The sequence below is a fragment of the Lachnoclostridium edouardi genome (genome assembly GCF_900240245.1).
Taxonomy (GTDB): Bacteria; Bacillota; Clostridia; order Lachnospirales; family Lachnospiraceae; genus Lachnoclostridium_A; species Lachnoclostridium_A edouardi.
Window position 1 is genome coordinate 2,496,911 of the sequence record NZ_OESQ01000001.1, and the last position, 19,584, is coordinate 2,516,494.

The following is a 19,584-nucleotide window of genomic DNA, read 5'->3' on the forward strand; positions in this document are numbered from 1 at the left end:
ACCCAATGATAAACTTGAACCATAAAAATCAGAAGATGGAAACAAAGGAAAAGGCGGAAGGAACTATGGAAAATACTTGGGAAAACGAAATAGAAATACAGATAAAGGACAGAATTTCCAGGGCGGAGAAGATACTGGTGGGACTGGGAGAAGAGTGGAAAAAAGACCAGGAAAGGCATGTGGAAAAGTACTATGAACTGCTAAATCATATCATAAAGGAAAAGGATTACTTTATTGTAACCTTAAATACAGACGGAATGATTTTTAAGACCGGGCTGGATGAGAAAAGAATCGCCGCTCCCTGCGGCAATATTCACTGGTATCAGTGCGAAGCAGGATGTACAAAGGATATTTGGGAGGAAGAAGAGGCCGGAGTCTTAAATATGGTCTGTCCCCACTGTAAAAAAAGGCTGACGCCCAATACTGCAGAATGTGAAAACTACATTGAAGAAGGATATCTGCCTCAGTGGAAGGCGTACACAGAATGGCTTTCCAGAACCTTAAATAAAGAGCTTTTAGTGCTGGAGATGGGAGCCGGCTTTAAATACCCGTCTGTTATGCGCTGGCCGTTTGAAAAAACAGTATTTTTTAATAAGAAAGCATTTCTCTGCAGGGTGGGGGAGAAGTTTTACCAGATTTCAGAGGAAATGGGGGAGAAGGGATTGGGAATCTGTGAAAATTCCCTGAATTTTTTGATGAAAGTGGGAAAGTAGAAGGGGGAAACCAGGGTTTTTTGTTGTATATTCCCACATATTGTGATAAAATGTAGGAAAAATGTGGGAAATAGGTGAACGGGTATGATCGGGATTATTGACTATGATGCAGGAAATTTAAAAAGTGTGGAAAAAGCTCTGATTTCTCTGGGTGAGGAGCCAATAGCCACCAGGAACAGAGAGGAAATTTTATTTGCAGATAAGATTATACTTCCAGGAGTCGGAGCCTTTGGAGACGCTATGGAAAAGCTGAATCACTACGGCCTTACAAAGGTTATCAGGGAAGCGGCGGACAGGAAAATCCCTCTTTTGGGAATCTGCCTGGGCCTTCAGCTGCTTTTTGAGACAAGTGAGGAAGCTTGTGGAGTAAAAGGCATAGGCATTCTGCCGGGGCGTATTTTAAAAATTCCTTCCTGCCCAGGGTTAAAGATTCCTCACATGGGCTGGAATTCCATATCAATAAAAGCAGGAAGCAGACTGTTTCAGGGAATCCAGGATCAGGCCTATGTGTACTTTGTACATTCCTATTATCTGCAGGCTGAGGATGAAAATATTGTGGCGGCTTATACTGAGTACGGAACTAAGCTTCATGTAGCCGTGGAAAAGGACAATATTTTTGCCTGTCAGTTTCATCCGGAAAAAAGCAGCCACGTAGGCTTAAAAATACTGAAGAACTTTGTGGAGCTGTAGGAGGTAGAAAAGTGCTTACAAAAAGGATAATCCCCTGTCTGGACGTTCATGGCGGCCGTGTAGTAAAGGGCGTAAACTTTGTAAATTTAAGGGATGCAGGAGATCCTGTGGAGATTGCAGGAGCCTATGATCAGGCAGGAGCCGACGAACTAGTATTTTTAGACATTACAGCTTCCTCAGACAACAGAAACACAGTGGTGGATATGGTGCGCCGTGTGGCGGAGCAGGTGTTTATTCCTTTTACAGTAGGAGGAGGAATCAGAACTGTGGAAGATTTCCGGCTGCTTTTAAGAGAAGGGGCAGATAAGATTTCTATTAATTCCTCTGCTATTAACACACCGGAGCTGATTTCTCAGGCAGCGGATAAGTTTGGGCGTCAGTGCGTGGTGGTGGCTATAGACGCCAGAAGACGGCAGGATAAAAGCGGCTGGAATGTATATAAAAACGGCGGACGGATCGACACAGGACTGGATGCAGTAGAGTGGGCGGCAAAGGCGGAGAAGCTGGGAGCCGGTGAGATTCTGCTTACCAGCATGGACTGCGACGGCACAAAGGCAGGCTATGACAATTTGCTGACAAAAGCTGTAGCAGAAGCAGTGCCTATTCCTGTCATTGCCTCAGGAGGGGCCGGCACAAAGGAACATTTTTATGATGCTCTCACAGAGGGAGGAGCCGACGCGGCGTTGGCAGCTTCTCTGTTTCATTATAAGGAGCTGGAGATCAGCAGCCTGAAGGAGTATTTAAAATCCAGGGGAGTAGCTGTCAGACTATAAGATAAATGGCCGGTAAAAACGGCTAAGACACAAGGAGGAAGGAAAATGGGAGCCATTGACAACGATTGGCTGCAGCCGCTAAGCGGCGAATTTAGGAAGCCATATTATAAAAAGCTGTATGACACAGTGAAACATGAATACGAAACGAGACAGATATTTCCTGATGCCAACGACATATTCAACGCCTTTGCCTTTACGCCTCTTTCAAAAGTGAAAGCAGTGATTTTAGGGCAGGACCCATACCACAATGTAGGCCAGGCTCACGGGCTGTGCTTTTCCGTAAAGCCGGATGTGGAGGTGCCTCCGTCTTTAGTCAATATTTACCAGGAGCTTCACGACGATTTAGGCTGCTATATACCTAATAACGGCTATTTGAAAAAATGGGCGGACCAGGGAGTGCTGCTTTTAAATACAGTGCTTACAGTTCAGGCCCACAGAGCCAATTCCCACAGAGATATTGGCTGGGAGGAGTTTACAGACGCCGCCATCCGCATATTAAATGAACAGGACCGGCCTATGGTGTTTATTTTATGGGGAAGACCGGCTCAGACAAAGAAAGCAATGCTGAATAATCCCAAACATTTGATTTTGGAGGCTCCTCATCCAAGTCCTCTTTCTGCTCATAGAGGATTTTTCGGCAGCAGGCCTTTCAGCAGAACCAATGCTTTTTTAGAGGAGAACCATTTAGAACCAATAGACTGGCAGATCGAAAATATTTAATGGAGATGGTATAAAATGAGTTTTATTGAAATTTTAAAAGTTCTGGTTCTGGGTATTGTAGAAGGCTTTACTGAGTGGCTGCCTATTAGCAGCACAGGGCATTTGATCCTGGTAAACCAGATTATTGAATTAAAAGAGCCGGAAACATTTATTAAAATGTTTAATGTTGTAATTCAATTAGGGGCTATTTTGGCTGTGGTAGTTATGTATTTTAAAAAGCTGAACCCTTTTGATCCAAGAAAGAAGCAGAATCAGAAAATCGTGACTCTGCGCCTTTGGATGAAAATTGTAGTGGCCTGTATTCCTGCGGCTGTAATTGGCCTTTTGTTAAACGACTGGATTGACGCAGTGCTGCTAGACAATCCCTATGTAGTTGCAGCCATGCTGATAATTTACGGCGTGCTGTTTATACTTTTGGAAAAGAGAAATGAGGGAGTTTCCCAGCCTGTAGAGCGGGTTACCCAGATTTCCTTTCAGACAGCGCTTATTATTGGATTCTTCCAGGTGCTAGCTATGGTGCCGGGAACCTCCAGATCAGGAGCTACTATTTTAGGAGCCATGCTGTTAGGCTGCTCCAGAAGCGCTGCCGCTGAATTTTCCTTCTTTTTGGGCATCCCTGTAATGTTTGGTGCCAGCTTTTTAAAGGTGCTGGTGTATGTGAAGGGTGGAGCAGGCTTTAGCGGAAATCAGATATTTTACCTGATTTTCGGCATGATTGTGGCATTTATTGTATCTGTATATTCCATTAAGTTTTTAATGGGTTATATTAAAAATAATGACTTTAAGTTTTTTGGATACTACAGAATTATTCTGGGCGTAATTGTGCTGGCTTACTTTGGCGTAACAGCCTTAGCCGGATAGCCCTGCTTCTTTATAATATCTCCATAAGGTAGAACGGCTGATTCCCAGTTTTTGGGCGATCAGCCCTTTTTTTCCCTGATAATATTCGTCTAATATTTTCAATTCTTTATAAGTAATCTTTTTCCCGTTAATGATAAAGCCTGGCTGAGCCTGGTTAAGGCCTGGGGCTTCTGAAAAGGGCTGAGAATTAAAATCCCTGTTTAAATGTTTATAAAAATTAGAGTCATCAGGCCCTCCTGTTTCTTCTAAGGAGGAGAATAAAGCCTGGTCGGAGGCCGTGACTACAAGACGTGTCAAAAAGCTTTTCAGCTGCCGGATATTTCCAGGCCATGAATACTCACATAAGGAGAGGAGGAATTCAGGAGTACAGGAGCAGTTTTTCTGGTACTGGCTGTTTAATTCCTTTAAAATATGCTCTGTTAAAGCAGGAATATCGCTGCTTCTTTCACAGAGAGAGGGCAAAGGCAGTATAAGAGCGTTAAGGAGATAATAAAGTCTGGGCAAAAGAGCGTCTGCTAAACTGCTTTGGGCGCCAATAATAAAGCGAATGTTAAGGGTTGTCCTGGAGCCGTTTTCCAGAACTATTGACCCGTTTTTCAAAATCTCAGTAAGCAGCTCCTGCATAGGAAGAGAGAGGCGGCCGCCTTCCCGGATGTATAAGGTTCCCTGATGGGCGGAAAGAAGATCTTCTTTTGTCAGAAGTGCCCCTTCTCTGGCAATAAAAAGGCAATCAGCCCTGTCTCCTGCCTGATGAATACATTGGGCAAAGGTTTCCTTTCCAACCCCCTCTTCCCCTGCCAGGATAATGGGAAGACATAAGGGAGCATACTGAAGAGCTGTGGAGACAGCCATCTGAAAAGAGGGATGAGAGCCCTGCAGCTGGAAAAAACATGGTTTGTCCTCAGGAGGAATAGGAATCTGCACAGAGGGGGCCATATTTTTTTCAAAAGGATGAAAGGTGAGAATAAGGCCCTTCTGGTCAGTGCCTATGACAATAGGTGACAGGGACAGGTGAAAATTTTGCTGGTTTATGGAAAATACATGATGAGAAAGCTGTTTGCCACAAGTTAAGCACTGCTGGATGACTTCCTTTTCCGGCTGAGCAAATAAAGGAGCGTAAGCTTTGCCTGTAACTGCCTTAGCCGAAATTCCTAAATACTGTTCAGCTGCCGGATTTAGGACAGTGATCCGCCCCTTTTCATTTATGCTGATAATGCCGTCAGTAATAGAATTTAAAAGAATATTTCGCTCCTGAAATTTTTTCCGCTGAATAATAAAGCCTTTCTGCACTTCTAACGCACGCTCGTAAGCCTCTTTTACAGAAAACAGGGAGCTTTCTAAGAGAACACATTGAAGCCCTGCTTCCAAAGCCAGCTTTTGTGTGTAAATACCTCCGATTACAACATTTACATGGTCCCTTTTGGCTTGCTGTATACTGCGGCGTATGTCGTCGCTGCTGTTTATGGTGTATAAACGTATATGGCAGTGAAAAACTTCCAGAAAACCGCGGACCGACTGGATTACGTCCTCTATACCTAAATAAGCAATGTGGGAATCAGTCTGCTTATAAAGGTCTCTGGCCTGTTTAATAGAGGCAATCAGCTCTGAATCGGAAATAGGAATGGTGACAACAGGCACAGCCAGGTGAGCGGATTTTAAAAGCTTTGCCGTATTGCCTCTGGCAATAATTACATCAGTATCCTGAGGCAGATTGTGGCGGATATAATCCAGGGCGTCCTCCATATAAACGTCCACAATTAAAAAGTTGCCTGGGTCAGGGAGAGATTTTTGAAGCAGCAGGCCATAATGGGCAATGGAAGGTCCGGAGGAAATGAGAACAATTTTTGACATTTTTCGATTCCTTTCAAATAAATGTTTCATATATATTTAAATATAAAACCTATAAAACAATATTACAACAAAATTAATACAAAATACGGGAGAAAACATGGAAAAATTGACTGAAATAATATTTCTAAATAAAATAAGATTATAAAAAACAAAGGCCTATGAAAAGGAGGAACCAAAATGTATCCAATAGATGTAAATTCAAAATTTCAGTTTACAAAAGCAGTATATTATAATTTTAATCCCATTCCTGTAAAAAAACCGTGGAGGGACGCTACAGGAGGCTTTGGCAACTATGCGCCCTTACAGGGATGGGTGGATATTTACGATTCAGAAGGATACTGTGGAGGCACATTTTGTTCCTCAGGAATCATTCATAACATTCTTCCCTTAATCTTAACAGGAGAGACAAAAACATACCAGGAGTGGTATGACTATATTTACTGGAAAATGAGAAACTTCGGTTTCCAAAGCGGCCAGATTGTAGACCTGGGACAGTTAGATCTGATTATGCTGGAGATTATGGCAAAAAGAGAAAATAAACCTTTACACAGATTTTTGGGAGCAGAAAAGGACTGGGCTGCAGCTTATAAAGGCGGAGGCTCTCTTTTATCAGATGATGAGGGCTTAACGGCGGATATGGTAAGATATGTGGAGGAAGGATATAGGACAATTAAGTTTAAGGTAGGCAGCGACTGGGGCAAAAATATGGAACGGGACGCCAGAAGAATGGAAAAAATCAGGGCGGCTGTGGGGAATCATATTGAAATTGCTGTAGATGCCAATCAGGTGTGGAACGTGGAGGACGCTTTAAAATTTGCAGAAATGATTCGTCCTTACCATCCTGCATGGTATGAAGAGCCGGTTCACTCCCACGATATGAATGCAATTAAAGAGCTGAAAAGCCGGGTGAACATGATGGTAGGTTACGGGGAATCTATGAGAAATGGATTTGCCTTTGAAACATATGCGGAGAAGGGCGTAGATCACCTGATGCCCTTAGTGGGAAGAATGAGCAAAATGAGCGACCTTATAAAGATCAGAGATCTGGCCAGAGAGAAAGGCCTGCGCTTCTCCTCAGGAGGAACCGTTTGGATTAACGCAGCCTTCGGCGCATTATACAATGAAAATGAGATGCTGGAAAATCACGAACCTATGACGGAACCGATAGGGGAATGCCTGTCAGTGAAACCAGAAGAAAAAAACGGCAGGCTGTATCTTCCTGATATTCCAGGCAGCCCTGTCCGCCTGGATATAAAAAAGCTGGAAAAAGAGGGCGTGCTGGAAAGCGTGAAATATTTTACAGGAGCATCTGTGAAACAGCAGTTTGCCGTAAGAGCGGCATATTAACAGCAGCTTAGAAATTAATTTTCAGCATAGTCAAAGCTCCAATAGTCAGAAGCCAGCTGAATAAAGCGGTGTGCGGCTTTACTTAAATAATTGTCTTTATTATAGCTGGCGGCTATCTGCCATGACGGTTTGGAGGGCAGACGGAAAAAAGCAATATCCTCTAAATGCTTTGGCACATAATAATAAGGAATTAAACCGCAGCACAAATTACTTTTAATCATAGTGAGAATGGTGTCAGTGCTGGAGGTTTCAAAAAGGATTTCCGGAATAATTTCAGACTCCTGAAAAATGGAATCTACCATAGAACGAATTGTAGATTCTTTATACATTAATACAAAGGGCTCATACCGCAGTTTGCCAATATCTAAGGTGGCAAAGGGGAGCCCTTTTGGCGCTGCCAGACTGCTGACAGGGTGGATTTTAGGAACAGCCAGAAAAATTTCCTCTTCATGGAGAGTAATATATTCATCCTGGGTCTTGTCAGAATCCCGCAAAGTCATAAATCCAATATCCAGGGAACCGCGGGAGATTAAACGCTGCTGGCTGCGGACGCTAAGCTCAATAGGCTCCACAATAACATTAGAATATTCTTTGTGAAATAAAGGATAAACGCTGGAAAACATTTGGGTCCCCCGGCCTGGAGTAAACCCTACTGAAAGATGGCCGTTTCTGGACTCGGAAATATCGTGGATAATATTATATGTTTCTCTTTTCAGGCGAAGCATCTCCCTGGCGTTTTTTATATAAACGTTTCCCGCGTCAGTAGGATGGCAGTCAGTGCGGGAACGGTAAAAAAGCTTAGTGCCTAATTCCTTTTCCAACTTTAAAAGCTGCTGGTTTAAGGCAGACTGAGTAATAAATAGTTTTTCTGCAGCGCTGGTGATATTTTTCTCATCAGCGATTTTTAATATATATTCAATTTGTTTTAAATCCATATGGCCCCGGCTTTCTCTTAAAAAATATAAGGTTAACGATTCTGCTAATTTAACCTATAGCACAGGAAAAGGTAAAATGTCAATAGACAATCGTCTCTCACCTGCCCTTATTGAAGCAGTATTTTCACTCTTAAATTTACTAATAGGATGTGAGAGAAATATTAATTTTACTTAGAAAAATTCCTGAGTTATAATAGCCATATCAGGGAATTGACAGTATTTCATTAACTAGATAAGGGAGGGTGAAAAAGTGAAAGTAACAAAAGGCGGCACTGTTTCCAGACTGCTGAAAAGTACAAAGATTCCCAAAATGTTTCATGCCAGACAGACCTTTCCCAAAGAGGCCATCCGTCCGGAGGAGATCCCCCAGACTATAAATCAGGAACTGTCTAAAGAGCAGTTTGCCTCTTTGATTCAGCCGGGAATGTCTGTTGCCATTACTGCAGGCAGCAGGGGAATACGAAATGTGGACATTATCACAAAAGCCATTGTGGATTTTGTGAAATCCAGAGGCGGATGTCCATTTATTGTTCCGGCTATGGGAAGCCACGGCGGGGCAACGGCAGAAGGACAAAAGGAAATATTAGCCAGTTACAATATTACAGAGGAAACTATGGGCTGCGAGATCAGGTCTTCCATGGAAGTGGTAGAGCTGGGATATTCTGAAAGAGGAAGAAAGGTTGTGCTGGACAAAAATGCTTATGAGGCGGACGGAATTATTGTATCCTGCAGATTAAAGCCTCACAATGCATTCCGTGGAGAATATGAAAGCGGCCCCTGTAAAATGATGACAGTAGGTTTGGGAAAGCAGATAGGAGCTGAAACAGTACATACAGACGGCATGGACGTCATTGCTCAGAATATTCCTACAATGGCAAAAGTAGTGCTGGAAAAGGCAAAAATATTATTTGCAGTCCCATGTATTGAAAATGCTTACGATGAAACGTGTAAAATAGAAGCAATTCTGGCAAAAGATATTATGGAAAGAGAGCCTCAGCTGCTGAAATTTGCATTTTCCAATATGCCTAAGCTGATAGTGGGAGAGGGCGACGTGCTGGTTGTAGACGAAATTGGGAAAAACTACAGTGGAACCGGCGTGGACCCTAATATTACAGGAACATTTTCCACCCCCTATGCATCAGGCGGAATTAAGGTGCAGAGAACCTGTTTTCTGAATTTAAGTGAGGCTTCTCACGGAAATGCACTGGGAACAGGCCTGGCTTCTGCCATTACAAAAAAGATTTTTGATCAGATGGATATTGAAAAAATGTATCCCAACTGTATTACCAGCACAGTTCTGGCGTCGGCAAGAATCCCATGTGTTGTGGCTACAGATAAAGAAGCTATTCAGATTTGCATTAGAAGCTGCAACAAAATAGACAAGGAAAAAGCAAAAGTTGTGCGGATTCCCAACAGCCTTCATATTGGAAATATTATGCTTTCAGAAAGCTATTATGAGGATGTAAAGGCAGGCCGTTATCCAGGAGTAGAGGCTTTAGACGCCCCCGCAGAGCTGGAATTTGATCAGGATGATAATATAATTACTCCTATAATTATATAGAGAAAATCAGGAGATAAAAGGGAAAATTAAAATAATCAGGAGGTAAAAAATGAGCGCTCCCCTTTATATTAAAATTAAAGAAGAAGATAATGTAGCCATTGCAGTAAATGAAATTAAAGCAGGAACACAGGTGATGGAAGGCGTAATTACTCGCCACGACATTCCGCAGGCCCACAAAATAGCCCTTTGTGATATCCCAAAGGACGGCCCGGTTGTGAGATACGGCGTAGTATTAGGATATGCTATTGAGCCTATTCAAAAAGGAGATTGGATTAATGAATTTATGCTGAAGCTGCCTACGCCTCCGGATGTGGACAATATGGAGTTCGGCACTAATATTGTGACAAACCTTCCTGACCCGCCGGTAGATTACTGGGAGGGATATGTAAATCCATGGGGAGGTCCTGCAGGCACCAGAAATATTTTAGGAATCAGCACTACTGTACAGTGCGTAACAGGCGTTCTTAATGTAGCTGTAGAAAAAATGAAAAAGGAGCTGCTTCCCAAGTATCCTAATGTAGATGATATTGTGCCTGTTAACCATGCATATGGCTGCGGCGTAGCGATTAATGCGCCGGAAGCTAAAATTCCTATTCGCGCTTTGAGAAATCTGGCAAAGCATCCTAACTTTGGAGGCCAGCTGATGGTAGTCAGCTTAGGCTGCGAAAAACTGACAGTGGAAATGCTTCTGGAGGAAGGGGATATCAGCCCGGAAAACGTAATTGTGCTTCAGGAACAAAAAGGCTTTGACGCTATGGTACAGGCTTTAATGGAAATGGCAGATAAAAAGCTGGCTATATTAAATGAAAGAAAAAGAGAAAAACTGCCTTTGTCAGACCTGCTTATTGGTATGCAGTGCGGCGGCAGCGACGCATTTTCAGGCGTTACAGCAAATCCGTCTGCAGGTTATGCGGCAGACATGCTGGTAAAGGGCGGAGCTACCGTTTTATTTTCAGAGGTAACAGAAGTAAGAGACGGAGTTTATCTTTTGGCAGAAAGATGCGTCAGCGAAGAGGTAGAGAAAAAGCTGGCTGCTGAAATGAAATGGTACGATCATTATCTGGATGAGGGGCAGGTAGACAGAAGCGCTAACCCAACTCCGGGAAATAAAAAAGGCGGTTTGGCAAACATTGTAGAAAAAGCTATGGGTTCTATTGCTAAATCAGGAACCTCACCTATTGTAGAGGTACTGTCTCCGGCTGAAAAGCCATCTAAAAAAGGTTTGATTTACGCTGCCACACCGGCCAGCGATATTGTCTGCGGACCTTGCCAGCTGGCTTCCGGCATTGGCCTGCAGGTATTTATGACAGGAAGAGGAACTCCTTACGGACTGGCTATTGCTCCGGTGATAAAAGTATGTTCCAGAAACGACATGAAAGAAATGTGGCAGGACTTAATCGACATAAACGCCGGCCCTATTGCAACAGGAGAGGAAACCATTGAATCTGTAGGCAGACAGCTGTTTATGGAAATTGTTGACGTAGCCAGCGGCAGAAAGCAAAGCTTTGCAGAGAAATACAAATTACACAATGATTTGTGCATCTTCAACCCGGCGCCTATTACCTGATCATACCTGATCAAAACAAAACCCATTATAAATATAAGGCTCTTTCCCAGAATGGGAAGGGCCTTGTTTTTATCTATAGGAAACTTTGTCGCCTGCTTTTTGTGGAGAGAGTGCATACTTTTATAGAATAAAGTATGAAATAAGTGTGAAAATGTGGAATTCTTCAAAATGATTTGTTAAAATACGCTTATATATTTTGAAAATACTTATAATATAGAAAGGCTGGTGAAGTCCTATGGATTCATTAAAGGTTTTAGTTGTAGATGATGAAGCCAGAATGCGAAAACTGGTAAAAGACTTTTTGACCATAAAAGGTTTTAATGTAATAGAAGCAAAAGACGGAGAAGAGGCGGTAGATATATTTTTCAGCCAGAAGGATATAGACTTACTGATTTTAGATGTTATGATGCCTAAAATGGATGGTTGGGAGGTATGTAAAACCATCAGAAAGTATTCTCAGGTGCCTATTATTATGCTGACTGCAAAAAGCGAGGAAAGAGACGAGCTGCAGGGCTTTGATCTGGGAGTGGATGAATACATTTCCAAACCTTTCAGCCCTAAAATATTAGTGGCCAGAGTAGAAGCTTTGCTAAGAAGAAGCAATATGACCTCAGAAGGAGTGACGGAGGTAAACGGCATTGTGATAGATAAGGCTGCTCATCAGGTGACAATTGACGGAAAGCCTGTAGACCTTAGTTATAAAGAATTTGAGCTGCTTAGCTATTTTGTAGATAATCAGGGAATTGCATTATCCAGAGAAAAAATATTAAATAATGTATGGAATTACGATTATTTTGGCGATGCCAGAACAATAGACACCCATGTGAAGAAGCTGCGCAGCAAGCTGGGGAGCAAGGGAGAGTATATTAAAACTATATGGGGAATGGGGTACAAATTTGAGGTGGGAGAATGAGGCCCTCTATACGCACCAGATTTACTTTAACCTTTGCAGGTTTAACAGCAGTGATCCTATTTTCCATTTGGGGCGTGAATACCTGGCTGTTAGAAAGCTTTTATACTCAGGACAAGGTTAAAATTCTGGTGGACGCTTATGAACAAATTGACAATGTGCTTTTAAATGGAAAGGTGCCTACAGGACCATATTCAGAAGGCGACGACGCGGACGAGCTGTCTAATATCTGTCAGGAATTTGGGGAGAAGTATAACACTACTATTATAATCATGGACAGCACAACAGGTAATGTTCTTATTTCTTCAGCCAGAGACAGAGAATTTCTCACAGACAGATTATTAAAAGCCTGGGATGGAACTGCTGTAAAAGAGAAATATCAAATACTAGAAAAGGAAGACAATTATCTGGTAAGGCGCAGCTTTAATCCTCGCTTAGAGACAGCATATCTGGAGTGTCTGGGATATTTTTCAGATGAAAGCACTATGGTAATGATATCCACACCTGTGGCTAGCATCTGGGAAAGCGTGGCTATTTCTAATCGCTTTTTGGCTTATGTAGGCGCTGCAGCCTTGTTAATCAGCTGTGTAATTATCTATTTTGTTACACGTCAGATTACCTCCCCGATTCAGCAGCTGTCAAAATTATCTGTGCAGATGTCCCATCTGGATTTTGACGCTAAATATACGGGAAAGGGAAAAGATGAGATTGGCATTTTAGGCCAAAATATGAATGTGCTTTCCGACAGGCTAAAGGAAACCATTGGGGAATTAAAATCTGCTAATAATCAGCTGCAAAAGGATATTAATGAAAAAATACAGATTGATGAAATGAGAAAAGAATTTATCTCTAATGTTTCCCATGAGCTAAAAACACCGATTGCATTGATTCAGGGATATGCAGAAGGATTAAGCGAAGGCATGTGCGAGGACCCGGAAAGCAGAGATTACTACTGTGGTGTAATTGTTGATGAAGCCAATAAGATGAATAAAATGGTCCGTCAGCTGTTAGACCTGGCGGCTTTGGAGTTTGGAGATAATACTCCGGTAATGGAATGCTTTGATATTGTGGAACTAATCAGAGGCGTCTTATCATCAGCTGATATTTTAATTCAGCAGCACGAAGCTCGGGTGGAGTTTGAGGCTCAGGGCCCGGTACCAGTTTGGGCAGATGAATTTAAAATAGAAGAAGTAGTGACAAATTATCTGAACAATGCCTTGAATCATGTAGAGGGAGAAAAGAAAATCCGCATTTGGCTGGAACGGCAGGATGAAAATGTTTACGTCCATGTTTATAATACTGGCCAGCATATTCCAGAGGAAGATATTCCTAACCTGTGGACGAAATTTTATAAGGTGGATAAGGCCAGGACCAGAGAGTATGGAGGCAGCGGCATTGGCCTTTCTATTGTAAAAGCAATTATGGATTCTCATAATAAAACATGCGGCATTACAAATACAGAAGGTGGAGTGGACTTCTGGTTCAGCCTGGACGGCAAAGCCTAATCAGAGAAAAGTAAAGATCAGGCCTGCGTGCATAACAGTAAAACCTTGTTTTTACTTGAGTTTGCACAGGGCCTGATTTTACTGTTTTTAGGTTTTTTTATATTTTGGAAAAAAATTGAAAAAAGCTGTTGACTTTTGTCGAGGGGTTTGATATTATAATACTCGCCTCAAGAAAACAGGCAAAACAAGAAAGTCTTTTGAAAAAAAGAAATTCAAAAAAAGTAAAAAAGTTGTTGACAAAGCGGATTGCTTGTGATAAGATATGAGAGTTGCTGCTGAGAAAGACAACTGAGAGCAACAAGCAAAAGCACCTTGAGAATTGAAGATTAAACAGTATGTAAAACCCTGAAATTTCTTTAAAAAATAAGGTCTGGTTTAGACCTTGAGTTTAAAAAGAATTCAGAACAAAAACCATAGTAAATAACGGTAAAAAAATTAGCCAAGCTAAGTTTTGAACCGGTCAAACCATTGAACATGAGAGTTTGATCCTGGCTCAGGATGAACGCTGGCGGCGTGCTTAACACATGCAAGTCGAGCGAAGCGATAAAGCGGAAGTTTTCGGATGGAAGTTTTATTGACTGAGCGGCGGACGGGTGAGTAACGCGTGGGTAACCTGCCTCATACAGGGGGATAACAGTTAGAAATGACTGCTAATACCGCATAAGCGCACAGTGCCGCATGGCACAGTGTGAAAAACTCCGGTGGTATGAGATGGACCCGCGTCTGATTAGCTAGTTGGTAAGGTAACGGCTTACCAAGGCGACGATCAGTAGCCGACCTGAGAGGGTGACCGGCCACATTGGGACTGAGACACGGCCCAAACTCCTACGGGAGGCAGCAGTGGGGAATATTGCACAATGGGGGAAACCCTGATGCAGCGACGCCGCGTGAGTGAAGAAGTATTTCGGTATGTAAAGCTCTATCAGCAGGGAAGAAAATGACGGTACCTGACTAAGAAGCCCCGGCTAACTACGTGCCAGCAGCCGCGGTAATACGTAGGGGGCAAGCGTTATCCGGATTTACTGGGTGTAAAGGGAGCGTAGACGGTATAGCAAGTCTGAAGTGAAAGCCCGGGGCTCAACCGCGGGACTGCTTTGGAAACTGTTAAACTAGAGTGCTGGAGAGGTAAGTGGAATTCCTAGTGTAGCGGTGAAATGCGTAGATATTAGGAGGAACACCAGTGGCGAAGGCGGCTTACTGGACAGTAACTGACGTTGAGGCTCGAAAGCGTGGGGAGCAAACAGGATTAGATACCCTGGTAGTCCACGCCGTAAACGATGAATACTAGGTGTCGGGGAGCAAAGCTCTTCGGTGCCGCCGCAAACGCAATAAGTATTCCACCTGGGGAGTACGTTCGCAAGAATGAAACTCAAAGGAATTGACGGGGACCCGCACAAGCGGTGGAGCATGTGGTTTAATTCGAAGCAACGCGAAGAACCTTACCAAGTCTTGACATCCCTCTGACCGGTACGTAACGGTGCCTTTCCTTCGGGACAGAGGAGACAGGTGGTGCATGGTTGTCGTCAGCTCGTGTCGTGAGATGTTGGGTTAAGTCCCGCAACGAGCGCAACCCTTATCCTTAGTAGCCAGCAGTAAGATGGGCACTCTAGGGAGACTGCCAGGGATAACCTGGAGGAAGGTGGGGATGACGTCAAATCATCATGCCCCTTATGATTTGGGCTACACACGTGCTACAATGGCGTAAACAAAGGGAAGCGAACCTGTGAGGGGGAGCAAATCTCATAAATAACGTCTCAGTTCGGATTGTAGTCTGCAACTCGACTACATGAAGCTGGAATCGCTAGTAATCGCGAATCAGAATGTCGCGGTGAATACGTTCCCGGGTCTTGTACACACCGCCCGTCACACCATGGGAGTCAGTAACGCCCGAAGTCAGTGACCCAACCGAAAGGAGGGAGCTGCCGAAGGCGGGACCGATAACTGGGGTGAAGTCGTAACAAGGTAGCCGTATCGGAAGGTGCGGCTGGATCACCTCCTTTCTAAGGAAGAAGAACTGATTTCGTTTGGAGCAATCCAACTAAAACGGAAAAGGTAAGTAAGGGTTTTATATACTGTTTAGTGTTCAAGTCAAGGACACGAAAAAGATTCCGGTGGCGATGCGCTTAGGGGAAACACCCGTACCCATCCCGAACACGAAGGTTAAGACCAAAGCGGCCGATGGTACTATATTGGAGACGATATGGGAGAGTAGGTGGCTGCCGGATTATTCTGGGGGTGTAGCTCAGTTGGGAGAGCACCTGCCTTGCAAGCAGGGGGTCAAGAGTTCGAATCTCTCCATCTCCACTAGGTATCAAACAGAGAAGCGGCAGACTGAAAGTTAGCTGTAAGATGTAAGATACCGCACGTACCTTGAAAACCACATATTGAAGAAAAGATAGAGTCGACTCTTCCGGAAAGAAAAGGAAGGAAGAGAAGAAGACAAATATCAAGACATCCGAGGCCGTATCGAAAGATACGGAACCAAGAAACAACCAAGAACCAGGAACATAACGCTATATGTTTCCGATGAGTAGCCAGCACCCGCAGGCGAAAGTCAACTGGTTAAGCTAATAAGAGCACAGGGTGGATGCCTTGGCACTAAGAGCCGATGAAAGACGTGATAAGCTGCGAAAAGCTTCGGGGAGGAGCAAATATCCAAAGATCCGGAGATATCTGAATGGGGAAACCTGGCTGAGAAGACCTCAGTCGTCGTATGGTAAATCCATAGCCATACGTCGGGAACCGCCTGAACTGAAACATCTAAGTAGGGCGAGGAAAAGAAAGAAAACTCGATTTCCAAAGTAGCGGCGAGCGAAATGGAAGGAGCCTAAACGGCCGTGCGAGCATGGCCGGGTTAAGGACCGCAATAAGTGAGCCAATTCATTAACAGAATGGCCTGGGAAGGCCAGCCAGAGAGGGTGAAAGCCCCGTACGTGAAAATGATAGGCAGCGAGCGGGATCCAAAGTACTGCGAGACACGTGGAACCTTGCAGGAAGTCGGGGGGACCACCCCCCAAGGCTAAATACTCCTTAGTGACCGATAGCGCATAGTACTGTGAAGGAAAGGTGAAAAGGACCCCGGGAGGGGAGTGAAAGAGAACCTGAAACCCTGTGTTTACAAGCTGTGGAAGCACGTTAAAGTGCGACCGCGTACTTTTTGTAGAACGGTCCGGCGAGTTATTTTTACTGGCAAGGTTAAGCACTGAAGGTGCGGAGCCGAAGGGAAACCAAGTCTTAAAAGGGCGAAGAGTCAGTGAGAATAGACCCGAAACCGGGTGACCTATCCATGTCCAGGTTGAAGTCTCCGTAAAAGGAGATGGAGGACCGAACGCACATCCGTTGAAAAGGGTGGCGATGAGGTGTGGATAGGGGAGAAATTCCAATCGAACCCGGAGATAGCTGGTTCTCCTCGAAATAGCTTTAGGGCTAGCCTCGTATTAGTCTATCGGAGGTAGAGCACTGAATTCTTAAGGGGGCGTCAAAGCTTACCAAGAGATATCAAACTCCGAATGCCGAGAAGATGATGTACGGGAGTCAGACTGCACGAGATAAGTTGGGTAGTCAAAAGGGAAAGAGCCCAGACCTACAGCTAAGGTCCCCAAGTGTGTGTTAAGTGGAAAAGGATGTGGGATTTCAAAGACAACTAGGATGTTGGCTCAGAAGCAGCCACACATTCAAAGAGTGCGTAATAGCTCACTAGTCGAGAGGTCCTGCGCCGAAAATGTCCGGGGCTGAAACACACCACCGAAGCTTAGGAATGTACTAAGGTACATTGGTAGAGGAGCATTCTTATATGGGAGAAGCAGTACCGAAAGGAGCTGTGGACGTATAAGAAGAGAGAATGCCGGAATGAGTAGCGAGATGGAGGTGAGAATCCTCCAGGCCGAATATCTAAGGTTTCCAGAGTAAAGCTGATCTGCTCTGGGTAAGTCGGGGCCTAAGGCGAGGTCGAAAGACGTAGTCGATGGACAACAGGTAGAGATTCCTGTACTGCAATATATCAGAACTGTGGGGACGCAGAAGGATAAGATAACCCGGGAATGAGAAGACCGGGGCAAGCGAGGTAGGAGTATGGAAGGCAAATCCGCCATACAATCCGAATACGTGACGCGTAGCGAACAAGAGTAGTGAAGTATGTGATTCCAGCTGCCAAGAAAAGCCGCTATAGCATATATTGTACCCGTACCGTAAACCGACACAGGTGGATGAGGAGAGAATCCTAAGGCCGGCGGGAGAAGCATTGTTAAGGAACTCGGCAAAATGACCCTGTAACTTCGGGAGAAAGGGTGCCACTGAGAAGTGGCCGCAGAGAATAGGCTCAAGCAACTGTTTAGCAAAAACACAGGTCTATGCAAAACCGAAAGGTGAAGTATATGGGCTGACGCCTGCCCGGTGCTGGAAGGTTACGAGGAGAGGTTAGGGAAACCAAAGCTTTGAATCTAAGCCCCAGTAAACGGCGGCCGTAACTATAACGGTCCTAAGGTAGCGAAATTCCTTGTCGGGTAAGTTCCGACCCGCACGAAAGGCGTAATGATTTGAGCGCTGTCTCGACAATGCCCCCGGTGAAATTGAAATACCAGTGAAGATGCTGGTTACCTGCGCCAGGACGGAAAGACCCCATGGAGCTTTACTCCAGCTTGATACTGGGATTCGGTAATGCATGTACAGGATAGGTGGGAGGCAAAGAGAGAAGGACGCCAGTCTTTCTGGAGCCGCTGTTGGGATACCACCCTTGCGTTATTGGGTTTCTAACCAGCCACCGTAAGCCGGTGGTGGGACAATGTCAGGTGGGGAGTTTGACTGGGGCGGTCGCCTCCGAAAGGGTATCGGAGGCGCTCAAAGGTTCCCTCAGGATGGTTGGAAACCATCCAAAGAGTGCAAAGGCATAAGGGAGCTTGACTGCGAGAGTGACGGCTCGAGCAGGTACGAAAGTAGGACTTAGTGATCCGGTGGTATAAAGTGGGATTGCCATCGCTCAACGGATAAAAGCTACCCTGGGGATAACAGGCTTATCACTCCCAAGAGTTCACATCGACGGAGTGGTTTGGCACCTCGATGTCGGCTCATCGCATCCTGGGGCTGAAGTAGGTCCCAAGGGTTGGGCTGTTCGCCCATTAAAGCGGTACGCGAGCTGGGTTCAGAACGTCGTGAGACAGTTCGGTCCCTATCCGGCGCGGGCGTAGGATATTTGAGAGGAGCTGTCCTTAGTACGAGAGGACCGGGATGGACTGGCCGCTGGTGGATCTGTTAGGTATCAGGCCTATGGCAGAGTAGCCAAGCCGGGACGGGATAAACGCTGAAGGCATCTAAGCGTGAAGCCCCCCTCAAGATGAGATATCCCATCGCAAGAGTAAGACCCCTTGAAGACGACGAGGTAGATAGGGCGGAGGTGGAAGTACAGTAATGTATGTAGCTGACCGTTACTAATAGGTCGAGGGCTTAACCAGAAGGTTAAGGTAGAAGCGGATGAAGTAATCAATATGTGGTTTTGAGGGTATGTGAATATCTGATAATAAAATAAGTTAATACGGTGATGACGGGGTGTGGCTCAGCTTGGCTAGAGCGCCTGGTTTGGGACCAGGAGGTCGCAGGTTCGAATCCTGTCACCCCGATGTATATGCGCGAGTGGCTCAGTGGTGGAGCACCACCTTGCCAAGGTGGGGGCCGCGGGTTCGAATCCCGTCTCGCGCTCTTTCTAATAGCTGGAGAATCTAGTAAATACGTAGGTTCTCCGTTTTTTTGTTGTGTTTAATTTGAATACACTTGAAGACATTTCTAAATTTATCTTAGAGGATGAGCGTATGATAACATTTAAACCGTTATGGGAAACACTGAAAGTAAAAAACATAACAACATATGACTTAATTTATCACTATAAGATGAGTAGGGGCATGTTAGATAACTTAAAACATGACAGAAGTGTTACTCTGAATACGCTTAATGACCTGTGCAATATGTTTAAGTGCGGTGTAACTGATGTAATAAAATATACTGAAGATGAAGATTAGAAGCTGGCGACAGCTTCTTTTTCTTGTGTTTCAAGAGAAATTGTAATATAATAAGCTGTATATGCAAAATAAACATAAAACCTAACAGCTTCTGAGAATAGGAGAATGCTGTTAGGTTTTATCTGCATGAAGAGCTGAAAGAG

The 19,584-nt window shown here is 44.4% G+C and carries 13 protein-coding genes, 3 tRNA genes and 3 rRNA genes; 17 read left to right on the plus strand and 2 right to left on the minus strand.

Annotated features, from left to right (window positions below):
• Window positions 1-65: 65 nt before the first annotated feature.
• The 5 genes from C1A07_RS11830 (at window position 66) to C1A07_RS11850 (ending at window position 3,757) form a co-directional block, all read left to right on the plus strand.
• Window positions 66-713, plus strand: coding sequence for a hypothetical protein (locus tag C1A07_RS11830; protein WP_101878132.1), 648 nt, complete (start codon window positions 66-68; stop codon window positions 711-713).
• 84 nt (window positions 714-797) lie between these two features.
• Window positions 798-1,403, plus strand: a complete 606-nt coding sequence (gene hisH, locus C1A07_RS11835) for an imidazole glycerol phosphate synthase subunit HisH (protein WP_101877285.1) — start codon at window positions 798-800, stop codon at window positions 1,401-1,403.
• A gap of 11 nt (window positions 1,404-1,414) precedes the next feature.
• Entirely contained in the window at window positions 1,415-2,176 is a 762-nt protein-coding gene (gene hisF, locus C1A07_RS11840) for an imidazole glycerol phosphate synthase subunit HisF (protein ID WP_101877286.1), read from the plus strand.
• A 45-nt stretch (window positions 2,177-2,221) separates the two neighbouring features.
• Window positions 2,222-2,896, plus strand: coding sequence for a uracil-DNA glycosylase (locus C1A07_RS11845; protein WP_101877287.1), 675 nt, complete (start codon window positions 2,222-2,224; stop codon window positions 2,894-2,896).
• Between the two features lie 15 nt (window positions 2,897-2,911).
• Window positions 2,912-3,757, plus strand: coding sequence for an undecaprenyl-diphosphate phosphatase (locus tag C1A07_RS11850; RefSeq protein ID WP_101877288.1), 846 nt, complete (start codon window positions 2,912-2,914; stop codon window positions 3,755-3,757).
• Here C1A07_RS11850 and C1A07_RS11855 read toward each other — a convergent pair.
• Window positions 3,746-5,608, minus strand: coding sequence for a sigma-54-dependent Fis family transcriptional regulator (locus C1A07_RS11855; RefSeq protein WP_180952245.1), 1,863 nt, complete (start codon window positions 5,606-5,608; stop codon window positions 3,746-3,748). The two genes, C1A07_RS11850 and C1A07_RS11855, sit on opposite strands and share 12 nt — an antisense overlap.
• Before the next feature lie 177 nt (window positions 5,609-5,785).
• On the opposite strand from C1A07_RS11855, the gene C1A07_RS11860 reads away from it, so the two are divergent.
• Window positions 5,786-6,955, plus strand: a complete 1,170-nt coding sequence (locus C1A07_RS11860; RefSeq protein ID WP_101877290.1) for an enolase C-terminal domain-like protein — start codon at window positions 5,786-5,788, stop codon at window positions 6,953-6,955.
• A 14-nt stretch (window positions 6,956-6,969) separates the two neighbouring features.
• Here the strand turns inward: C1A07_RS11860 and C1A07_RS11865 are convergent, their stop codons facing one another.
• Complete coding sequence (locus tag C1A07_RS11865; RefSeq protein ID WP_101877291.1) at window positions 6,970-7,890, minus strand: LysR family transcriptional regulator; 921 nt, start codon at window positions 7,888-7,890, stop codon at window positions 6,970-6,972.
• Between the two features lie 250 nt (window positions 7,891-8,140).
• Here C1A07_RS11865 and C1A07_RS11870 point away from each other — a divergent pair, with 250 nt between their 5' ends.
• The 11 genes from C1A07_RS11870 to C1A07_RS11920 all read left to right on the plus strand — a co-directional run bounded on the left by C1A07_RS11870 (window position 8,141) and on the right by C1A07_RS11920 (window position 19,441).
• Window positions 8,141-9,451 (plus strand): nickel pincer cofactor-dependent isomerase, group 22, encoded by a 1,311-nt coding sequence (locus tag C1A07_RS11870; RefSeq protein WP_101877292.1) that lies wholly within the window; start codon window positions 8,141-8,143, stop codon window positions 9,449-9,451.
• Between the two features lie 49 nt (window positions 9,452-9,500).
• A complete protein-coding gene (gene garD, locus C1A07_RS11875) occupies window positions 9,501-11,018 on the plus strand; it encodes a galactarate dehydratase (protein ID WP_101877293.1) in 1,518 nt (505 codons plus the stop codon).
• A 235-nt stretch (window positions 11,019-11,253) separates the two neighbouring features.
• Window positions 11,254-11,931: a response regulator transcription factor gene (locus tag C1A07_RS11880; protein WP_101877294.1), complete on the plus strand. Its 678-nt coding sequence runs from the start codon at window positions 11,254-11,256 to the stop codon at window positions 11,929-11,931.
• The gene (locus C1A07_RS11885; RefSeq protein WP_101877295.1) at window positions 11,928-13,433 is read left to right on the plus strand and encodes a sensor histidine kinase; all 1,506 of its coding nucleotides are present in this window, start codon (window positions 11,928-11,930) and stop codon (window positions 13,431-13,433) included. The genes C1A07_RS11880 and C1A07_RS11885 overlap by 4 nt, the downstream gene beginning before the upstream one ends.
• A 470-nt stretch (window positions 13,434-13,903) precedes the next feature.
• Window positions 13,904-15,433, plus strand: a 16S ribosomal RNA gene (locus C1A07_RS11890).
• Window positions 15,434-15,540: 107 nt separating this feature from the next.
• Window positions 15,541-15,658, plus strand: a 5S ribosomal RNA gene (gene rrf / locus C1A07_RS11895).
• A gap of 6 nt (window positions 15,659-15,664) precedes the next feature.
• A tRNA-Ala gene (locus C1A07_RS11900) sits at window positions 15,665-15,737 on the plus strand.
• A gap of 256 nt (window positions 15,738-15,993) precedes the next feature.
• A 23S ribosomal RNA gene (locus C1A07_RS11905) occupies window positions 15,994-18,880 on the plus strand.
• The 16S, 23S and 5S rRNA genes sit together here with 3 tRNA genes alongside, the layout of an rRNA operon.
• A 90-nt stretch (window positions 18,881-18,970) precedes the next feature.
• Window positions 18,971-19,045: transfer RNA gene (locus tag C1A07_RS11910), tRNA-Pro, on the plus strand.
• Window positions 19,046-19,052: 7 nt separating this feature from the next.
• Window positions 19,053-19,124: transfer RNA gene (locus tag C1A07_RS11915), tRNA-Gly, on the plus strand.
• A gap of 110 nt (window positions 19,125-19,234) precedes the next feature.
• Window positions 19,235-19,441: a helix-turn-helix domain-containing protein gene (locus C1A07_RS11920; RefSeq protein ID WP_101877296.1), complete on the plus strand. Its 207-nt coding sequence runs from the start codon at window positions 19,235-19,237 to the stop codon at window positions 19,439-19,441.
• Window positions 19,442-19,584: the final 143 nt, after the last annotated feature.